A 19,384-nucleotide genomic window follows, 5' to 3' on the forward strand; every position below is an offset into this window, starting at 1 on the left:
TTTTAAATGCAGTCTGAATCTCCTTCTCTATTCTGTTTTGATTTTAATAGTTAGCTGCTTAAATCTGGATTACATTAGCCTCAAACTCGGCTGCTCGCTCCGGGTCACAGGTAGTATAAATAATCTGATATTTCTTTTGATATTCTTTTATTAGTTCAATTGCTTTTTTTCTCCGCTCTGGATCAAAATTTACTAGGCAGTCATCTAAAATTATAAAACCACCGTAATTACTAAAAAGATTATCAAAAATAGCAAATCTTAAGGCAAGAGCAGCTGCATCATAGGTACCATAGGAGAGTAATTCTAATTTGCCGGGCAGTTCCTGTTTCTGTTTTGATTTTAGTTTAACCGAAAAATCGGCATCAATTTCACCTGTCTCATATTTACCTGCAGTTAAGTGCTGCAGATTCCTGCTAAAAGAATTTATTAAAGGCTTAAATGAGTTTTGATCCATCTCCTCTAATTTTCTCTCAAAAACTTTTTTGATTTCAAGTAAGTTTTTAGCTTTATTTTTTAAACTTTCAAATTTATTTTGTAAGTCTTTAAGTTCAGATTCCATCTCTCTGGTAGAAGCTGTGGGTAATAAATTTTCTAATTCCTGATGCTGCTCTAATTTATCTCTCAGAATCTGATTTAACTCTTCTCTTTTTTCTCTTTTTGTTTTTAGATCATTAATAAATTCACTGGAGCTGCTGTATTGAGCAGGTAAAGAGGCCAGTTCATTTAATTTTACTTTTAACTCTTCTTTTCTTTCTTTATTTTCTGCTAAAATAGATTCCAATTCAGTCAATGATTGATACTCTTCCTGCCATTCATTTATTCTATTTTCTTTAATTTTAATTTCTGTATTTAACTCAGAAATTTTAGCTTTTAAATCTTCAATTTCAGGATTCAAGTTCTCAATATCTCTTGCGGCTTCTACTTGCTCAAGTTCAGTTAATTCGTTTTCCAGGGCTTTTAATTTATCTCTAGCTAAAAGTTCATCAATTTTGTTCTTTTTAGCTTCAATTTCTCGTTTGATTTCAGTAATTTTATTTAATTTTTCTCTTGCCTGCTCCAGACTTTCAACTTCCATTTTGGATTTTAATTGCTCAAATTTTTTCTGGTTTAAATTATATTCTTCTTTGAGGCTGACAAAATCAATTTCTGCAGATTCAATTTCTATATCTATTTGATCAGTTTTGATTCTTAAATAACCATCAGCTTCGATAATTTCTCCTTCAGCTATACTTTTTTCTCCCTCAACACCAGTTAATACTCTTATCTTTTCTGATGCAGAAAAATTTAATTTAGCTTTTAATTTAGCTGCCTTAAGACTGGCCTTTGTCTCAGTGATTTTATCTTTGTATGCTTCCATTTTTTCAACTTGAGTCGGAGTTGCTTTAGCTTCATCATTTAATTTCAGAAGTTTCTGCAACTTATTATCTGCTGCCTTAATCTGCTTTACTCGTTCTTTTATCTCATTTCTTCTCTGAAGTTTTTTGGCTCGTTTCTTTTCCGCTTCTAATTTTTTTAATTTAGCTTCAGCTTTATTCATTTTTTCTTTTAGTTTTGCCATTTCAGCTTTAAACTTCGGCCATTTTTGAGCTGTTTTACTGATTTTATCAATCTTTTCCTCTATATTTTCTGCTTCCAACTCAACGGCAGCGCGCTGATTAATTTCAGCTTCTATCTCCGAAAGTTCTCTAATCTTTTTTATTAATTCTGCTTCTTCTTTTTTTAATTTTTTAATTTCTGCACTCAGCTCTTCAAACTTTCTTTCGTTAATTTTACTTTCCTTAATTTTTCTTCTCAGCTTTTCTTTAGCAATATAACAGTCATAAATTTCTCCGCTGCCAACTTTATAAGGATTATTAATTCCTCGATCACTGTTGCTTACAGCATCAGCTGCAAGATTCCATTTTTTTGTCAGTGCCTCCAGCTCATTTTCTATTCTACTGCGAAATTGATCAATAGAAACTCCATCCAATTCCATTACAGCTCTGCGCAGAAAGGAATTAATGGTATCAATTAGTTCTGGATTCTCTTCTGCATTAATTCTTTTTAAAGTCGATTTAATATCCTGCTGACTGCTGAAAACTATATTGTTGTAGGTGCTTTTACCATAAGGAAAAATTTCTTTTTTATATTCTGTAATTTTTGCCGGGTTTTCTATTCTGCGACCATCAGATAATTCTAAAAAGCCTCTATAATTATTGTTGCTCCACTTTTTATAAAATTTATAATCTGAATTATTGACCTCAAATTTAACCTCTGCTTCAGCATAATCTCCATCTGGATAGGGGAAAAATCTTTCTTTAAATTCTTTTCCTTCAGTTGTATTTAGTCTAATCTGAGGACTGACAAATAAGGAAGCGTAAATTGCATTGATGACAGTGCTTTTTCCGGCCTCATTGTTCCCCAGCAGTATATTTAAACCATCATCAAACTGGTAGTTTCTATTACTAATACCTGCAAAAATTTCGGCTGCAAAACTTTTTATTTTCACTGCTGTACCTCCTTTAACATTTTATAGGCCAGCTGTTGTGCCTGTTTATTATCCTCAAGTTCACTTAAAAGCTGATGTGGAAAAGAATTCTCAACAAACTCTTCTTTAATTAAATCCTGATCTATTTTGATATTTAAAGCACTTTGATCAATTTTTGCATAAAAACAATTGTCCCTCAGTTCAGACAGATATTTATCCTTAACTGTAAAGTCATCCCGGGGGAGCTCTCCTTTAAGTTTTAAACGCAGAATTTTATTTTCTGGAGCAAAACTCAGAATCTGATTTACTAAATTTTCTAGTTCAGACTGAGAATTTATTATCTTTTCCAAATCAGAAAAGTGATAATTGCCAGTTCTAATCCGCTCTGCCTGAACCTGATTTTCTTCATCTAATTCTATATACCAGGCAGAACCTTGATGCCTGCAGTCCATTCCATCAGGCTCGGGAGTTCCATTATTAAATATTTTTTGCATCTTTACATTTTTCATTTCGGGATAGGGCAGGTGAGAATGTCCCAGAAGCCAGAGATCCATTTCTAAATCTAATAATTCCTCTTTTGTCATTTTAAAATAATCATCATTTAAATCAGGAGAAAAGCCAGCCAGAGCTCCATGAGCTAAGGCCAGATGATAATCTGCAGCCGGACGTTCACTTAAGTTTTTAATCCAGCCCAGCTTATTTTCACTGGATAGCTTACTGTCACAGGGAGCAGGATAAACAGCAGCGGAAATCCCAAAATCATGAAGATCGTAAATTTTTTCCTGGTCTAAAATCAGCATTCTTCCCTTAATATTTTTTTTGAATTGATCCCAGAGAGCTGTAATACCATCACTGTAATCATGGTTTCCCGGTAAAATTAAAACTGCATCACCTGCAAATTTATCCAGAATAGCTATAGTTTTTTTGATATTAACACTTTTGATACTGGCTTTATCAAAAAGATCACCTGCAATAGCCAGTAAATTAACATTTCTCTGATTCCCTGCTTTAATTACATTTTCTAAAGCCTGATAACGGGCTTCTTCCAGATCACTGCTGATCTGGGGGTACTGATTGAATTTCATTCCCAGGTGCACATCACCTGTATGCATAATTTTTAGACTCATGCCCATCCTCCTTTATTCAGAGGTACCTGGTACAAAACAGTCGTTTTGTACCAGGTACCTATTTATTAACTTATTTTTCTCTTAACATTTCAATAAATTGAGCAGCTAACTCGGGGTCAAACTGGATGCCTGCACATCGTTTTATCTCGACCAGTGCTTCTTCTTTTGACACTGCTTCACTATAAGGACGATCATTTATCATCACATCATAGGCATCAACCAGCGAAATAATACGGGCTAAAAAAGGAATCTCTTTTCCTTCAAGATTTCGGGGATATCCACTTCCATCCCAGTATTCATGATGAGAAAAAATTTCTTCAGCAACAGCAGCAAATTCATCCGAAGAAGAAGCAATTTTATAACCCTGTTCTGTATGCTTTTTTACAATCTCCCATTCTTCAGCTGTTAAATTATCTTCTTTATTTAAGATTTCTTCACTAATATTAATTTTTCCAATATCGTGAAGAGTTGCAAGTAATGAGAGGCGATTCTGATCTGACTCTGTTAGAGCAAGTTTTTCTCCAAATTCAAAAGCTAAATTTGTCATTCTAACTGCATGTTCTTTTGTTTCACTGCTTTTTACAGCCAGTGCATTAATTAACCCCTGTACAATATTACTTTTACTACTTTTACTTTCTGAAAGCTTATTTTTATACATCCGGTCATCTGCTTTTTTAATAATTTCTTCAATATCTTCTTCCGGACCTATTTTAGTTGCCTGACCCAGAGCAATTGAAAGTGGAAGCTTAAAATCTTTAATAATTCCTGTATTAAATTTAATTCGTTTCCTTATCACAGCGCAGTCATCGGCATCTGTCCGGGGCAGTAAAATTATAAATTCATCTCCACCCTGTCGAGACAATATATCTTCTTCGCGCAGAGAATCTTTAAGAATTTCTGCAGCTTTTTGAAGCAGCTGGTCTCCTTTTTTGTGACCATAGCTGTCATTAATTATCTTTAAACCATTCAAATCTGCCATTATAATAGAAATCGGAAGCTGTCGTTGGCTGTCCAGCCGCTCCAACTCTGCCTCAAAGAACCTTCTATTATATAAACCAGTCAGACTATCATAATAACTCAATTTTTTTATTTTCAGATTATCTAAATGCTTAGAAATAGACCTTGTAATTACATCAGCGAAAATGTTAAGTTGATTTATTTTCACCTTATTAAAATCCAGACTTGAATTTACAAGATCAAAACCAAAAAAACCATATAAATCATCAGCAATCATTATTGGACAGGCAATTATTGACTGTATATTCTGAGCTGCAAAAATCTTTTTTTCTACTGCTGCCTCATCTTCCAATTCTTGAGTATCTTCAATTATCACTAAGTCTTTCTCTGCAATCTTTTTTAACCACCATTTAAATTTTTCTGTATTTAAATTATGCAGCTTCTCTTTTTGAGATTTTATTCCTGCAGCAGTCCACTCGTATTTATTGGACATTGTTTTCCCATCCTCAGAAATCTTAAAAATATAACTGCGGTCAATTTCAAAAAACTCTCCCAGTTTTTTCAATGAATGATTAATTTTTGTTTCAAAATTATCAAGTCCCAGATTAACCAATTCCGAAGAAATTTCAGCAAGTGTCTTCTGAAACTGATATTGCTCATTCAAATCCATTAGATTTCTTTCTGTTCTTTTTTGTGACTGCTCCAGATTATAACTAACATAAAAACTCAAAACTGCAATCATAAGATAAGAGGCAAAGTAAAGTGGAACTTCTACCTGTGGACTATCTGCAAAATAGAGAGCAAAGATCATAAATATTATCAGGATTAAATTAGTTATAAATTTAAGTAAATTAAGATCAAAAATTAGATTGAAAATAGCAATCAGAACAATTGCCAGAATCGCAAGTTCAAGCTTAAAATTTTGCAAATAGGTATAATAAAATAGGTGTAAAAAAGTAAAAAAAGAAAGAAAATATGTTATAAGCTGAATATTATTTTTAACATATTCACTTTTATATGAAAATAAATAAGCAATTATAAAAACACTGGCTGAGAACACTCTTTCTGCTGGAGGCATTGGATTAATTAAGGCATGATTGATTCTATCGACTGCAGCATAAAATAGATAAGCAGCAGCGGTAAATATTAATATTTTTCGATAAAAATATAACCTATATTTTGATTTTTTCATCTAAGTCTTAAAATACCCCTTTTCTGATTCGTAATTTAAATATATTTTTAATTATTCTTTAAAACCAGTATGAACATGACTGCAGTCACAAAATGGTTTATTATCTGACTCACCACATCTGCAGAGAGCTAGAGTGTTTCTCGGCTCATATGTTTTACCATCTGCGCCTTCAACTTTTATTTTACCTTTAACAATGATAGCAGAACTGACTTCTTTTTCTGGGTCCTGCAGAATTTCTACTGCCGGTTTAAATTCTTTTTCCAATTTTCTACCCTCTTTAGAAACTGCAGTTAATCTGCCTGCCAGACATTCTTCGGCTGATTTAATTGCCAGTTTTCTTTCTTCCAGCTTATCAGATCTTTCAATCAAATCCCAGGTCTTTCCCTTTTCGGTATGACAAAATCGGAGAAAGGCACAGCGGTGATCATCCATTAAATCAATTTTCTCCCCTGCTAATAGATCTGCCCGGGTGGCATATTTCAGTTTAGATGCAGTTTCTCTGCCGTCAAAATCTATCTGATCATGATAACCATCACAAAAAGGTGGTGTCTTAGACTTTCCACAGCGGCAGAGCGAATAAACTTCTTTTTGCGGTAGTTTGCGTCCATCTCTATATTCATAATGTTTACCGACGGGAGTAATAATTTTTTCTGTTAAAGGAACAGAACCAAATACACAATAAGGACCGTTTTTTATTATTTTAATTTTAATTTTATTTTTATCAGTAATTTTAGACACCTCAAATCTAAAAATTTATTTCTTGATCAAATTTTTCACAATCCAGATTATTACAGCGAGCAGATTCCACCTTATAGGCGGCAATTTTTTGAGAATAATCCAGATCATAATCCAGCCTCTGTCCACAGCTGTCACATTTTAACTTTTTTCTCATTTCATTTAAATAATCTAAATGTAAAACCAGGCTTTTTAAATAATCTGATAATGTTCCAATTGAATCCTCAGAGAACAAATTAAGACTTTCAAAGTCCACCTCAATTGAATAATGAGCAAATATTTCGAGCAGAGAATAATCTTTCATCTCTAGCTCAGGCTTTAATTCTAAATCTGATCTTTTAGACTCAACCTGAGGAATAATTGGATCCAGTTCAATTTTTTTATTCTTTTCTAAAGCCTTTTTTGTTAACTGATCAATTAATTGATAGTGAAATTTTTCAAATAAATTATTAATGCTTTCCTGACTTTCATCTGCTGCTTCCCTGATAAAATTAAGCAGAATATTATTTAAAATATAATCATCTCTTGTCTGCAGATAAATCAAATAACTATCAAAACCTATTTTTCCTGTCCCGATCTGCTCATTTATTTTAGCTCTGATTTCAGCCGGAATATCAAACCAGAAGTCAGCAGTTTTTTGATCAATACTTTTAATTTCTCCATCAGCAAACTGAAGTAACTTTTTATAATAATCATTTTCAGGATAAGACTCAATAGGATCTAAGTCCCAGTATTTCAATATTAGTTCTGCAGTTAAATCCTGATCTATATTATCGTTTTCCCAGAAAACTGATTCAGAAAAAATATCATTTTTTAACATATTTATTATTTCCGGGTCAATCTCTCTATCATTAGTTTTAAATAAAATTAAGGAATCAATAAAATCCTTTAAACTTGATAAATCATAGGCATAATCAAAATTAGATATAAACATCTTTTTACTGTTTAACTTCCAGTTTTCTGTTCCTTCTAAAAAATTAATTTTTAATTTTTGACCTACCTGAGAACTAATAAGATGCTGCACATCTGGGTCGGTATCTTCCAGCTGGTAATCAACTTTTAAATCATGTTCTTCAGTAGCAATTTTATTTTTAATGATCAGTATCTTTTTCTTAATTTGGTCTCTTTTTACGGTGCAGAGCATTGCTTTATTCATAAAATCCCCCTATTATTTGTTTTCGTTACGTCAAATCCAATTATTTTATTTGAAGTTTTATTCTTTTAATTGCTGGTATTTTAAAATATTAGTGTAAATTTCCTTTACGGTTAACCACATCATAGGCAAATAGAGCATAGCCAATTTCTGCAGTTGTAAATTTAGATTGATCCGCCATTTCTCTAACAATTTCAATTATTTTTAGGTAGTCCTCAGGTTTAAAACTCTCCTTTTCTTTTTCAAAATACTCAAGATTATAGAGGGTAGCCCAGACTCTGGTGTCAATCACACAGTGTTTTTTAGAATCTAAAGCAGTTAAAATAGCAGATCCGGTAGGAGTCCCAATTCCCATTAAACTATTATATAATGCCAGGCGGCAGAAATCATCGTCAAGCTGATAGGCAGCTTCAGTTACTTTTTCGACTCTGCTGGCAGGGTTCTTTTTTACATGGTAAGAACTGCGGGTTGAATTTAGATGAGCCAGCTGATATAACTCTTCTTTTGTTAAATATCCTTTTTTATGATACTTATCTCCAATTTTCATTAATTCTTCTGGATAAAGTCCTGTTGTCTGATCATATTCCTTTAAATATTTTTCAAAATCTATTATTTTAATTTAAATCACCCTAAATTTTAATTTGTATAAATAATTATACCATAATTTGCTGTTCAGTGAAAAATAAAATCATTGTGAAGCATTCACAGCAAAAACCGCAGGTTAAATATTTTCTGCTGCGGTTTTAAGATGCTTATTCAAATTTTCTAGCAACTGCTACAATTATAACACCGTAGATAATCCCTGCTATAAATGAAATTAGATCAGTCATTCCTGTTGAAAGATAAAAAGCAAGAGAAATAATAAAACCCAGAAACCCACCTTTAATTAAGCCAGTAATTCCTGGTTTCATATTAGTTAGTCCAATTAAAAATCCCATAATTAGCCTGTTATACCAGAGGGCAAACAAATAAAGTCCATTACCGCTGAAACCCATTCTGATTCCTCCACCAATAATACAGATAACTCCCAGCAGGGCTCCAGTAATAACTGAAACTTTTAATTTTTTATCTATCATTAATAATCCTCCCTTTTTAAATTAAGTTTATTTTTTATTTTTTATTTTAAATATTGACATTTTTAAAGCTTAACTGATAAACTTTATTTAACAGGTAATAATTATCTAAATAAGGAGCTGTTACTATGAATTTAAAGAAAGAAACAATGGAGTTGAAAAATTGGGCTGTTGTTGGTGCTACAACTAAGCAGAATCGATTTGGCTACAAAATCGTTAAAAAACTCAAAGAAAATAATTATAATGTTTATCCAGTTAATCCTAAATTTGAAGAGGTTGCCGGACTTAAATGCTATGATGATCTCAGTTCTATAGACAATCAAATTGATGTTGTTGATCTGGTAGTTAATCCTGAACTCGGTATTAAAATAATGGAAGAAGTTAATAAACTGGGAATAAAATATGTCTGGCTCCAGCCCGGTACCAGAAGTCAAGAAATTAGAGACTTTGCTGCAAAAAATGACATAGAATTAGTTGAAGACTGTATTTATGCCAGTTTATAAATTAGAACTACCTGCTCCTCCATCAACGACAATAGAACTGCCATTGATGTAATTAGACTTTGGTGAAGATAAAAAGGCAATTAAATTACCAAGATTTTCGGGTGTACCTATTTTCTTTAAGGGTACACTTTTACTTTTGGCAGCTAATCCCTCCTGATAACTATCAAATTCCCCTTTTTCAACTTGAGAATTAATTAGATCTTCTATTCTGGCTGTCTCATGAGATCCGGGTAAAACCGCATTAACCCTAATTTCTGGAGCTAACTCTTTCGATAATGTTTTCATTAAACCTATAACTGTCATCCTGACTGAATTTGAGAGAACAAGGTTATCAACTGCTTCCTTAACACTAATTGAAGTTATATTTACAATTGTCCCACCACCATCTGCTTTTAAATGATCCAGAGACTCTTTAACAAGCCTGACTACACTCATCACCAGCAGATCATAGGAATTATACCAGTCAGCTTCTGTAGTCTTTACAAAACTTTTTGCTGGTGGTCCTCCTGCAGAAGTAACCAGATGATCCAGCCTACCAAAGTTATCAACTGCAGTTTTGACAAGTTTTTCAATATCTTCTTTTTTAGTTATATCTCCCTGACAGGAAATAACTCTCCCTCCTTTTAACTCATTTAGTTCTATTAAAGCCTGATCCAATTTCTGACTGTTTCGTCCGTTAAGAACAACATTGACTCCTTCTTTGACCAGAGCAGCTGCAGCGGCTTTTCCAAGCCCACTACTGGAAGCAGTTACTATTGCCGAATTACCTTTGATATTTAACTCCATAATATCATCCTTTCAGTTTTAATTTAATTCCTAAGTGATTTTCCCTTAAAAATTTAAAGTATATTTTTCAAATTACTCCTATCTAGCTACCTCTCAGTTTTAGAGAATAATATTAAAGAGGAGAAGTAAAAGAACATGGTAAGTCAACAGAACATTTTCCACAGACATCCGTTAATTCTGATTCCAGATGTAGTTCAAACTTGCTTGATAACCTCTTGCTTCAGATTATCCTGCTCCTCACCTTTTTGATAAATTTTCAATTCCAGTTATTAAAATATTAATTAATCTCTGCAATTAATCTTAGTATTCAATCTATTTTAATTATAACACATAAATAGTAGGATAAAAAAACAGCCGGGGAAATCCCCGGCATAATCAATTAAATTATTTATTTATATGCTTTTTCCTGCATTGAGTATATTATTTGGATCAAATATATTTTTGATTTGTTTCATAATCTCAAGTTCTCTTTCTGAATACATCATTGGCAGATAATCCTGCCTCAATTTTCCAATACCATGCTCACCAGTTATTGTGCCACCCATATCGACTGCACTCTGATAAATATCTTTTTTAATCTCTTCAAAGTAGGATGGTTTAGCTCCCTCATCCTTTAAAATTAGAACATGTAAATTACCATCTCCAGCATGAGCTATAACCGGACATTTAGTATTGTATTTTTCTTCAATTTCAGTCAGCTTTTCCAAATACTCTAACAGGCTGCCCCTGGGAACAGTAACATCTGGACTATCCACAAATTTATCTGAAATAGCAGGTAAAATATGACTTCTAATATCCAGAATATCTTTGCGTTCACTAATACTCTGAGCAATTAACATCTCAACAGGATTAAATTCTGCTGTAATTTGATCAATCCTGGCCCCGATTTCAAATAAATCATCTTCTTTTGCTTCAGAAAGCATAATTATTAAAAAATATTCTCCCTGTTCTGCCGGCCATTTCTTACCTATATCAGCTGCAGCAAGCTGTATTTCATCTTTTTCTACATATTCTAAGGCCATTGGAATAATACCTCTTTTTAAAATAGCAGGTACTGCTGCAAAAGCATCTTTGCGGTCATTAAAAGCCACAATTAGGGTTCCATTTGCTTCAGGTTCTGGGTATAATTTTAAGCTAACTTCGGTTATTACACCTAAAGTTCCTTCACTTCCAATCAGCAGCTGCATTAGATCATAACCTGCATTATTTTTAAGCAGTTTTCCGATGCTGCCTCCATAATGAACAATCTCTCCTGTGGGCAGAACTACCTCCATCCCAAGAATCTGGTTGCGCATTATTCCATGTTTTACTGCTCTCACACCACCGGCATTCATAGCAGCCATTCCACCTACCTGTGCTCCTTCATCTCCCGGATGGAGAGGAAAATATAAATGATCACTGCTTTTTAACTCTTCTATTATATCTCCCAGGCTGACAGCTGCCTCTGCTTTTAATAACATATTTTCTTCATCAACTTCAATAATTTTATCCATTCGTTCTAATGATAGAATTATGCTTTCCTGATCTGGAATAGTATTCGCTGATAGAGCTGTTCCTGCACCCCTTGCAATGACATTAATCTTTTCTTTATTTGCAAATTTTAAAATATCAGCTATTTCTTCGCTATCTGCAGCTTTAACAATTACTGAACCTGCGACTGGTTCTGGAGCCACCATACTATAATTATCATTTGTACTTTCTAAACTGTAAGAACGTACTCTTTCTGGATCTGTATCAACCCATTTTTCTCCAACAATAGCTTCTAAATTCTCAATAATCTCATTTATCATATTTGCCCTCCAGATTACTAATTCGTTACGTCAAATCTAATAGTTTTTTTAAAAATATTAATAGTTATCATAGTTGTCAGGTTAGGAATCTGTATAAAATGCAGGAATCCCCTCCCCTGAGCTCGTAAATAGTAATTGAGAGAACCACAACTTACTAACCCAGAAAGGAAGGGATCCTAAGTTATGATTTCTCGAAATTTTCCTAATTTCCTGCTTAAACCTCTTATGAATTTTGTTCTTTTGGTTTATCTCTTTTTCTCAAAACTTTTTCATGTTGATTTTGAACCCAAAGAAAAACTTGATGATAGTTATACTAAATTTAACAGTTTTGATGATCCACTGCCTGATATTGAGTATAATAATCCTGATTATCAGGAAATTCTAGCTGAAGCTAAAGAAAATGGTGAACCAATTAAAGCTGTTAATCGCCGCAAACCACTAACTGTAGACGTTGATGGATGCTCTAAATGTGGAGCTCCCAAAAAATATCTCTACAGCTTTGGCCATGATAAAGACGGTTACCAGAAGTTTCAGTGTAAAGTCTGCGATCATCAGTGGGCTCCTGAAAAACCTGAACAAAGACCTAAAAACAGACCAACTTATCGCTGTCCCTACTGCGGTTACGCCCTTGATAAACATGTAGAACGAAAAAACTTTGTTAAGTATAGATGCCGAAATGATAATTGCTCTAAATGGAAAAATGATCATAAAAGATATAAATATCGTGCCTATGATTTTGACATTGATAATCTTGAAGTTTCAAGGCCTGATAAAGAACCTGTTAACCTTGATCATTCCCAGTATGGGCAATTCATAATCTCCAAATCTATTGACTTTTATGTCGGTCTTGGCCTTTCTTTAAGGCAGTCTAAAAGAGCTCTTAAACTGGCCTATGATGTTTCACCATCAGCTCAGACTATCCAGAACTGGACTGTTTCATTAGCCCACAGACTTGGTCCTAAAATTAAGGACCTTGATCTACCTTTATCTGGTATTGTTGCTGTTGATGAAACATATATTAAAATCAAAGGCAGCTGGCATTATCTCTTTACTGCCATTGATGGTAAGAATGGCTGTATCATCGCTCAGCATCTCTCAAAACATCGAGATACCAAAGGTGCAATCACCATCCTCAAAAGAATTATTGACCAATATCAGGGTCAGGATTTTGTCCTTGTTTCTGATATGGCACCAATATATAGAGCTGCTGTACATGCTGCTAAGGTCTTTTTAAAGACCGAGGTAGATCACAGACAGGTTAAAGGGCTTTTTACTGATGATGATAATTCAGATGAGGTTTACAGGCCCTATAAAAACATCATTGAGCGTTTTTTTGGCATCTATAAAGCTCATTACAAGCGTCATAAAAGCTTTAGTTCCTTTGATGGTGCTCTTGCTCATATAACTTTATATCAGCTATATTTTAACTACATAAAACCTCATAGCTCTTTTGATAACAAGGCTCCTCTTGTTGTTGAAGATTCAAGAGGTCAACCCATTAACTCTTGGGCTCAACTTATCAGGTGGATCAACAAAACTGATAAGTAACTAAATATTTTTACTGAGTAACTTTTCAAAAAATCTTGCTTAACTCTTTTAGAGTTTTATATTTATCTAATTCCATTTTTTAGCATTATTTACATCTTCAAACTTTTGACATTCTTAAGATTTTTATTATAATTAAAATTAGTGATGTTCTATTACTATTTACTTACATTTTATGGTAACTATCATATTTTATTTGACGTTATCTACTAATTTCTTAATTTAGTTTAACTTTTTTTATATTTTTTGATCATCTCAGGAATAATTTCGTATAAATCTCCTTCAATTGCATAATCAGCAGCTTTAAAAATTGGTGCTGATGGATCTGTATTAACTGCAATAATGGTTTCAGATTCCTTCATACCGGCCAGATGCTGTGGTGCTCCAGAAATTCCAAAAGCAAAATAAAGCTTTGGTTTAACACGCTGACCACTATAGCCAACCTGACTTTCTCGGGGCATTAAGCCCTTATCTACTATATCTCTTGACACCGCTACAACCCCGTTAAAAATATCAGCCAGTTCCTGCAGCATTTTAAAGTCTTCTCTTGTTTTGACACCACTGCCCCCTGCTACAACAACTTCTGCCTCTGTAATATTAATTTTTTGATCACTAATTTTCTCAACTTTTTTTAAAGATTTATTTTCTTTAAGCGTAATTTTTTCAATAGAAATCTTTCCTTTTCTGCTCTCGTCTCTGACAGCTCTAGTAAACTCCTGATAGCGGACAGTGGCCATCTGAGGTCTGGTATTACTTTTAATATGAGCAAGTATATTTTCACTAAAGGCAGGCCTAATCTGCAGCAGTGAACCGTCTTCAGCTATTTCAAGTTCGGTACAATCCGCTGTCAGTCCGGTTTTCATAGCTGCTGCCAGTCCTGGAGCCAGAGAACGGCCAAAATGAGTTGCTCCAATTAAAATGATTTCCAGCTGCTTAGAATCTAAAAAATTTAGAATAGCCTTCTTAAATAAATATTCATCTGGATAACTAAAATTTTTATTTACAATTAACTGAACCTCATCTGCCCCGTGGTAAATGAGCTCATTCAGCTCTTTATTTTCAATATTATCTGCAGCAGCAATTAAAACACTGAGACTTAAATCAGCTTTATCTGCCAGCTTCCGCCCTTTATTTAATAATTCAAAAACTACGGGATGAATTCTATTTTGACTGTATTCTGCAATTATTAATAATTTGTTTTTATCTGCCATGATTAAGCCTCCATCAAATTTTTAGCTGCCAGTATTTCTTTCAAATCAGCAATAGCTTTTTCTGTCTCATTTTTATTATATACTTTAGTTTCTCTTTCTATTTTTTGAGGTACAACTATATTTTCTACCCAGGTAGGAGAGCCTTTAAATCCAACTTCTTTGACCTGAAGTTGATTTTTTACTGCTTCATAATCAAGTTTTTCTACTTCAATTTTTCTTGCCTTCATCTTATCTTTAAATGATGGCAGACGTGGACTATTAAGATCTTTAGTTACTGTAAGCAGCAGTGGATAATTAAAAGTTTTACTGTAATTGGCCTCCCAGAGGGAAGTATTTACTGTAATTTCATTTTCTGAAACTGAAGTTATCTCACTTACATAGGCCGCATGATTAATCTCTAAAAACTGAGCAGTCTGAGGTCCAACCTGAGCGGTATCACCATCAACACTCATCTCACCGGCAATAATTAAATCAAAATCCCCCAGTTTTCTTGCTGCAGCAGATAAAACAGCTGAAGTGGAAATTGTGTCAGCTCCAGCAAAATTTTTATCTGTTAATAAAAAGACCCTGTCTGCCCCCCTGGCTGCAGCCTCTTTCAAAGCAGATTCTGCCCTTTTTGGACCCATAGTTAAAGCTGTTACTGAGCCACCCAATTTTTCTCTTATTTTTACTGCAGCTTCTAAAGCATTTAGATCAAATGGATTAACTTCAACTCCTGCTGATTTTCTATCAATTCTTCCTTTTTCGGCATCAAATTGAACTTTTTCCATTTCTGGTACTTGTTTGATTAAAACTAATATCTGCAAAAGATCAACCTCCCTCTATAAATTAAGTTTATCTCTTTAATACTCGCTTATTCGCAGTTTCTCATTTTTCTTTGAATTAGAAAAGTAGAAACTTAAGGCATAAATATTAATTTCTGGAAATATAGAGACGACCTGATTAAAAAATCTTGCTTTTTTCTAAAAATTTCCTCTATGGTCGCTTTGGATCTCCACAAGACCATGGTGGTCTTACCTCCCATATCTCCCAGGATCTATGTCCCAACATTCCTTCGTTCTACCTTCCCATGGGTGGAGGCCGGCTCTGCTCCTATATTCTACAACTCGTTTAAATAATATTAAAATTTAACATTAGTTTACTTAAATCTTCTCTTAATCAATTTATAAAATACTGGTAATATCAGTACTGGTATCCCTAAATAACCTAAAAAACCATAGCCTCTGGCAACTAAGGGAATCAAACCAAAACGAGCAATTGACCAGGTAATCAGTACAAAAATTACTGAAGCAATTATTGAATGACTGCGGCCTATATTCTCATTTGGCCACCAGGAAACAATTCTTTTTACTCCTCCAAAAACAAAATTTACTCCTGTAGATATAACTCCCAGTACAATTAAAATTGAAATAATATTTTCTGCTAAAACGCCGCCAACTCCATTGTTAACAACATGAATAGTTGGGACCGGTATTTCTAAAATTTCTGGATAATAGGCAAGTACAGTGACTGAGGCCAGGGTTAGTAAGATACCATTAATTGCAAAACCCGCCCAGGCAGCCTTAAGCGCATCTTCTCTTGTTTTTAAAACATCTGCTACTGCTACATATGCCCCCACAGCTAAAGCCTGAAAACTCGCATATAATAACATACTCCAGAGAGCAGACCAGATATTAGTATCAACAGTCTGATCAGAAATAACATTAATAATCTGGGGAAAACTAACAACTGCATTTGCCCCATAAACTACAATTACTCCAATAATAATTGCAATCCCAATATAAGTGGCAAATTCACGTACCAATTTAGCCCCAAAAATTGTCAGTAAAAATATAACAGCTGCTATAGCAATAGTATTTGCCAGATAAGGTGTTCCAATTGCTGATCTGATTGTACTTCCACCAGTGGCAAAGGCAACTGCAGTTGCGATACCCATTGTTAAGACAAAAATAATTTCATATAAGTTTGAGAAAATCTTTTGATAGGGATGATAAAATTCATCTGTCCAACTTCTATAATCATATGTACTGTTGACCACACTAAAATCCCAGGCATAATAAAATATAACTGCATCAATTGCCATCGCAATAATTGGTGTAAAAATTGAATACCAACCATGACTGACAAAAAATTCAGCCGCCTGTCTACCTGAGGCAAATCCTCCCCCAAAATGTGTTGTAAACCAGACAAAAGCTACACTGAAAAAAACTGGAATTGCAAACTTCTTTTTCTCCACTACTCATTCTCCTCTACTACTCTTTTTTAAAGCTATTTTTCTACTCTTTTATACTTTAATTAATTAAAGTTGATATAATTATAAGTTAATAAATTTTCTCTGTCAAGGATATGCCTATCCCCTATTTAAAAAATACAGGTAAATTTAAAGGAAATATTTCACTATTGTCTAATTATAATAAAGAAAGAGGTGAATATTTTGTCTCATAAAACAGCAAAATCAGCATATAAGAATCTTGAAGAAAGATTGAATCAATTTCCTCAGGGTGCACCACCCTCGGAGACCCTCTATAAAATTTTATCTATACTCTTTAGCGAAAAAGAGGCTAAAATAGTAGCTCAGCTGCCAATCAAGCCTTTTACTGTTGATAAAGCAGCCAGGATTTTAAAAATGAATAAAGTAAAAACAGAAAATATTCTGGATGAACTTGCCGGAAGAGCAATTCTTCTTGACTCTAAGGATCAAGGAGTCAAAAAATATGTATTACCGCCACCGATGGCTGGTTTTTTCGAATTTTCGATGATGAGAACCCGCAGTGATATAAATCAAAAACTGCTGGCAGAATTATATCATCAATATTTAAATGTGGAAGAAGATTTTATTAAAGACTTATTTTTAGCAGGAGAAACTAAGCTGGGACGAGTTTATGTAAATGAAGAAGTATTATCTAAAGATAATATGGTCCATATTCTGGATTTTGAAAAAGCCAGTCATATCATTGAAAGTGCTGAAGATATAGGAATCAGTACCTGTTACTGCAGACATAAAATGCATCACCTTGATCAGGCCTGTGATGCTCCCCTTGATATCTGCATGACCTTTAATAATACTGCTGATTCTTTAATTAGACATGATCATGCACGCCGGGTTGAAGTTTCAGAATGTTTAGAGCTTCTTCATCAGGCATATGAGCACGGGCTGGTACAGTGTGGAGAAAATGCACGCGAGAGCCCTACCTTCATCTGCAACTGCTGCGGCTGCTGCTGTGAAGCTCTACTGGCAGCAAAGAAGTTTGGTAATTTACACCCGGTTCAGACCACTCATTATCTGCCTCAGCTTAACTATCAAAGCTGTATTGACTGCGGCAAATGTATTGAAGCCTGTCCAATTGATGCAATTTCTAGAGAAAATGAGAGGATAGCAATTGATAAGGATGTCTGTCTGGGCTGTGGAGTATGTGTAAGGTCCTGTCCCAATAAATCTCTCAGTCTTAAACGCAGAGAACAGGAAATTATAACTCCAGTTAACTCAATCCACAGAACTGTTTTAATGGCAATTGAAAGAGGAAAATTAGCCAATCTTATTTTCGATAACCAGGCTTTTGGCAGCCACCGCGCAATGGCAGCTGTAGTCTCGGCCATCTTAAAATTACCACCCTTAAAACAGGCAATGGCCAGCAAACAGCTTAAATCAAGGTACTTAGAAAAAATAATCAAAAAATTAGCTTAATTATTAACTGTTCAGATCAAGACTTAAATTTAAACTTAAAAATAAAAGGCATGTATTGTTATAAAAAATAACAGACATGCCTTTTATTGACTTATCGTTTAGTGATTTCAATCTACCAACCAATTAATTCACCAAATAATTCTCCAAGTTCTGTTGGAGATTCTTCCATCCCTTTTTCAATCCATTTATCTAAAGTACTCCACAGAGCACCAGCATAAAACTTAGGAGCATATTCAGCAGAATGTTTACTAAGACCTAAGCAGCTAAATGCCGAAAAAGCTTTATCAAGTTCCTCTATATATTTTTCAAATCCTTTTAATAAAATCAATAAATCATTCTTTTTTAGTAAAAGTACAAAATCTAAGTGTTTAGCCCACAACTTAAAATATACTTCTGCAATGGTAATCTCCGAATAATCATTCATCTGTAGATATCTCTGAATATGATTTTCTATTATTTGATTGATATAAGATTCCAAAACTTCTTCTTTATTTCTAAAATGAGAATAAAAAGTTCGTCTAACTCGATCTGCTCTATTTGTAATTTCAACTATTGTAATCTCTTCGTAGTCTTTTTCTTTCATTAATCCAATTAAAGCCTTTGTTATCATTTTTTTTGATTTTGAAACACTAGAGTTCCTGGATTTCACTTCTTCCATTGTACTACCTCCAATTTTATTTCACATAATATAGATTATGAGTAAGTTGGTTAATATTTGTTGACAAAATCTATCAATATTAGTATACTAAAAAACACTTGATTACACAAATGTGTAATATTTTTCTAAAATAATAATATATAATAGGAGTGATTTTTTAAATGATGAAAGTAGATGAAGAAAAATGTATTGGTTGTGGTAAGTGTCTTGATGATTGCTTAGTAAATGATATCCTAATGGTCGAGGGAAAAGCTAAAATAAAAAATAAGATTTGTATCAACTGCGGTCATTGTATTGCCATTTGCCCTATAAATGCAGTATCAACTACTGAATATAATATGGATGAAGTAAAAGAATATAATGAAGAAAAATTTTCGATTCCCGCAGATAATCTTCTGAACTTCATTAAATTTCACTAGCATTGCATAAAAATATTTAAGCATTGTCAAATTTGAGTTATTGGTAAAGTATACTATCTACAGAATATTCAGTCACTACCCTA

Annotated in this window: 16 protein-coding genes and 1 pseudogene; 4 read left to right on the plus strand and 13 right to left on the minus strand. The window is 33.6% G+C overall.

What is annotated here, in order from left to right:
• Positions 1-58 precede the first annotated feature (58 nt).
• From C7958_RS14070 to C7958_RS14100, 7 genes are all read right to left on the minus strand, one after another.
• Positions 59-2,488 (minus strand): AAA family ATPase, encoded by a 2,430-nt coding sequence (locus tag C7958_RS14070; RefSeq protein WP_111573307.1) that lies wholly within the window; start codon positions 2,486-2,488, stop codon positions 59-61.
• Positions 2,485-3,594 (minus strand): metallophosphoesterase family protein, encoded by a 1,110-nt coding sequence (locus tag C7958_RS14075; protein ID WP_111573308.1) that lies wholly within the window; start codon positions 3,592-3,594, stop codon positions 2,485-2,487. Before C7958_RS14075 ends, C7958_RS14070 begins: the two co-directional genes overlap by 4 nt.
• A 70-nt stretch (positions 3,595-3,664) precedes the next feature.
• The gene (locus tag C7958_RS14080) at positions 3,665-5,743 is read right to left on the minus strand and encodes a diguanylate cyclase (RefSeq protein WP_111573309.1); all 2,079 of its coding nucleotides are present in this window, start codon (positions 5,741-5,743) and stop codon (positions 3,665-3,667) included.
• 51 nt (positions 5,744-5,794) lie between these two features.
• Positions 5,795-6,472 (minus strand): CDGSH iron-sulfur domain-containing protein, encoded by a 678-nt coding sequence (locus C7958_RS14085; RefSeq protein WP_208320782.1) that lies wholly within the window; start codon positions 6,470-6,472, stop codon positions 5,795-5,797.
• A 16-nt stretch (positions 6,473-6,488) separates the two neighbouring features.
• Positions 6,489-7,634 (minus strand): hypothetical protein, encoded by a 1,146-nt coding sequence (locus tag C7958_RS14090; RefSeq protein WP_111573311.1) that lies wholly within the window; start codon positions 7,632-7,634, stop codon positions 6,489-6,491.
• Positions 7,635-7,722: 88 nt separating this feature from the next.
• Positions 7,723-8,178, minus strand: coding sequence for a hypothetical protein (locus C7958_RS14095; protein WP_243834363.1), 456 nt, complete (start codon positions 8,176-8,178; stop codon positions 7,723-7,725).
• Between the two features lie 205 nt (positions 8,179-8,383).
• Positions 8,384-8,707, minus strand: coding sequence for a hypothetical protein (locus C7958_RS14100; protein WP_111573312.1), 324 nt, complete (start codon positions 8,705-8,707; stop codon positions 8,384-8,386).
• Between the two features lie 125 nt (positions 8,708-8,832).
• On the opposite strand from C7958_RS14100, the gene C7958_RS14105 reads away from it, so the two are divergent.
• Positions 8,833-9,207: a CoA-binding protein gene (locus tag C7958_RS14105; protein ID WP_111573313.1), complete on the plus strand. Its 375-nt coding sequence runs from the start codon at positions 8,833-8,835 to the stop codon at positions 9,205-9,207.
• Here C7958_RS14105 and C7958_RS14110 read toward each other — a convergent pair.
• Both C7958_RS14110 and C7958_RS14115 read right to left on the minus strand, forming a co-directional pair.
• Positions 9,202-9,993, minus strand: coding sequence for an SDR family oxidoreductase (locus tag C7958_RS14110; protein ID WP_111573314.1), 792 nt, complete (start codon positions 9,991-9,993; stop codon positions 9,202-9,204). The two genes, C7958_RS14105 and C7958_RS14110, sit on opposite strands and share 6 nt — an antisense overlap.
• A gap of 392 nt (positions 9,994-10,385) precedes the next feature.
• Entirely contained in the window at positions 10,386-11,783 is a 1,398-nt protein-coding gene (locus C7958_RS14115) for an FAD-binding oxidoreductase (RefSeq protein WP_111573315.1), read from the minus strand.
• 183 nt (positions 11,784-11,966) lie between these two features.
• Here C7958_RS14115 and C7958_RS14120 point away from each other — a divergent pair, with 183 nt between their 5' ends.
• Positions 11,967-13,331, plus strand: a complete 1,365-nt coding sequence (locus C7958_RS14120) for a DDE-type integrase/transposase/recombinase (RefSeq protein ID WP_111573316.1) — start codon at positions 11,967-11,969, stop codon at positions 13,329-13,331.
• Between the two features lie 224 nt (positions 13,332-13,555).
• Here C7958_RS14120 and C7958_RS14125 read toward each other — a convergent pair whose 3' ends face one another.
• The 3 genes from C7958_RS14125 to C7958_RS14135 form a co-directional block, all read right to left on the minus strand.
• Positions 13,556-14,539, minus strand: a complete 984-nt coding sequence (locus C7958_RS14125) for an electron transfer flavoprotein subunit alpha/FixB family protein (protein WP_181453832.1) — start codon at positions 14,537-14,539, stop codon at positions 13,556-13,558.
• 2 nt (positions 14,540-14,541) lie between these two features.
• Positions 14,542-15,345, minus strand: coding sequence for an electron transfer flavoprotein subunit beta/FixA family protein (locus tag C7958_RS14130; RefSeq protein ID WP_111573318.1), 804 nt, complete (start codon positions 15,343-15,345; stop codon positions 14,542-14,544).
• Positions 15,346-15,677: 332 nt separating this feature from the next.
• Entirely contained in the window at positions 15,678-16,775 is a 1,098-nt protein-coding gene (locus C7958_RS14135; protein WP_111573319.1) for a YkvI family membrane protein, read from the minus strand.
• 198 nt (positions 16,776-16,973) lie between these two features.
• Between C7958_RS14135 and C7958_RS14140 the strand changes: the two genes are divergently transcribed.
• Positions 16,974-18,224 carry a 4Fe-4S dicluster domain-containing protein gene (locus C7958_RS14140; protein WP_111573320.1) on the plus strand — a complete coding sequence of 417 codons (1,251 nt, stop codon included), beginning with the start codon at positions 16,974-16,976 and terminating at the stop codon, positions 18,222-18,224.
• Positions 18,225-18,336: 112 nt separating this feature from the next.
• Here C7958_RS14140 and C7958_RS14145 read toward each other — a convergent pair whose 3' ends face one another.
• A complete protein-coding gene (locus tag C7958_RS14145; RefSeq protein ID WP_111573321.1) occupies positions 18,337-18,882 on the minus strand; it encodes a TetR/AcrR family transcriptional regulator in 546 nt (181 codons plus the stop codon).
• Positions 18,883-19,043: 161 nt separating this feature from the next.
• On the opposite strand from C7958_RS14145, the pseudogene C7958_RS14150 reads away from it, so the two are divergent.
• Positions 19,044-19,295 (plus strand): annotated as a pseudogene (locus tag C7958_RS14150) (4Fe-4S dicluster domain-containing protein); the annotation flags it as partial.
• Positions 19,296-19,384: the final 89 nt, after the last annotated feature.

This window comes from Halanaerobium saccharolyticum (assembly GCF_003259895.1).
Lineage (GTDB): Bacteria > Bacillota > Halanaerobiia > Halanaerobiales > Halanaerobiaceae > Halanaerobium > Halanaerobium saccharolyticum_A.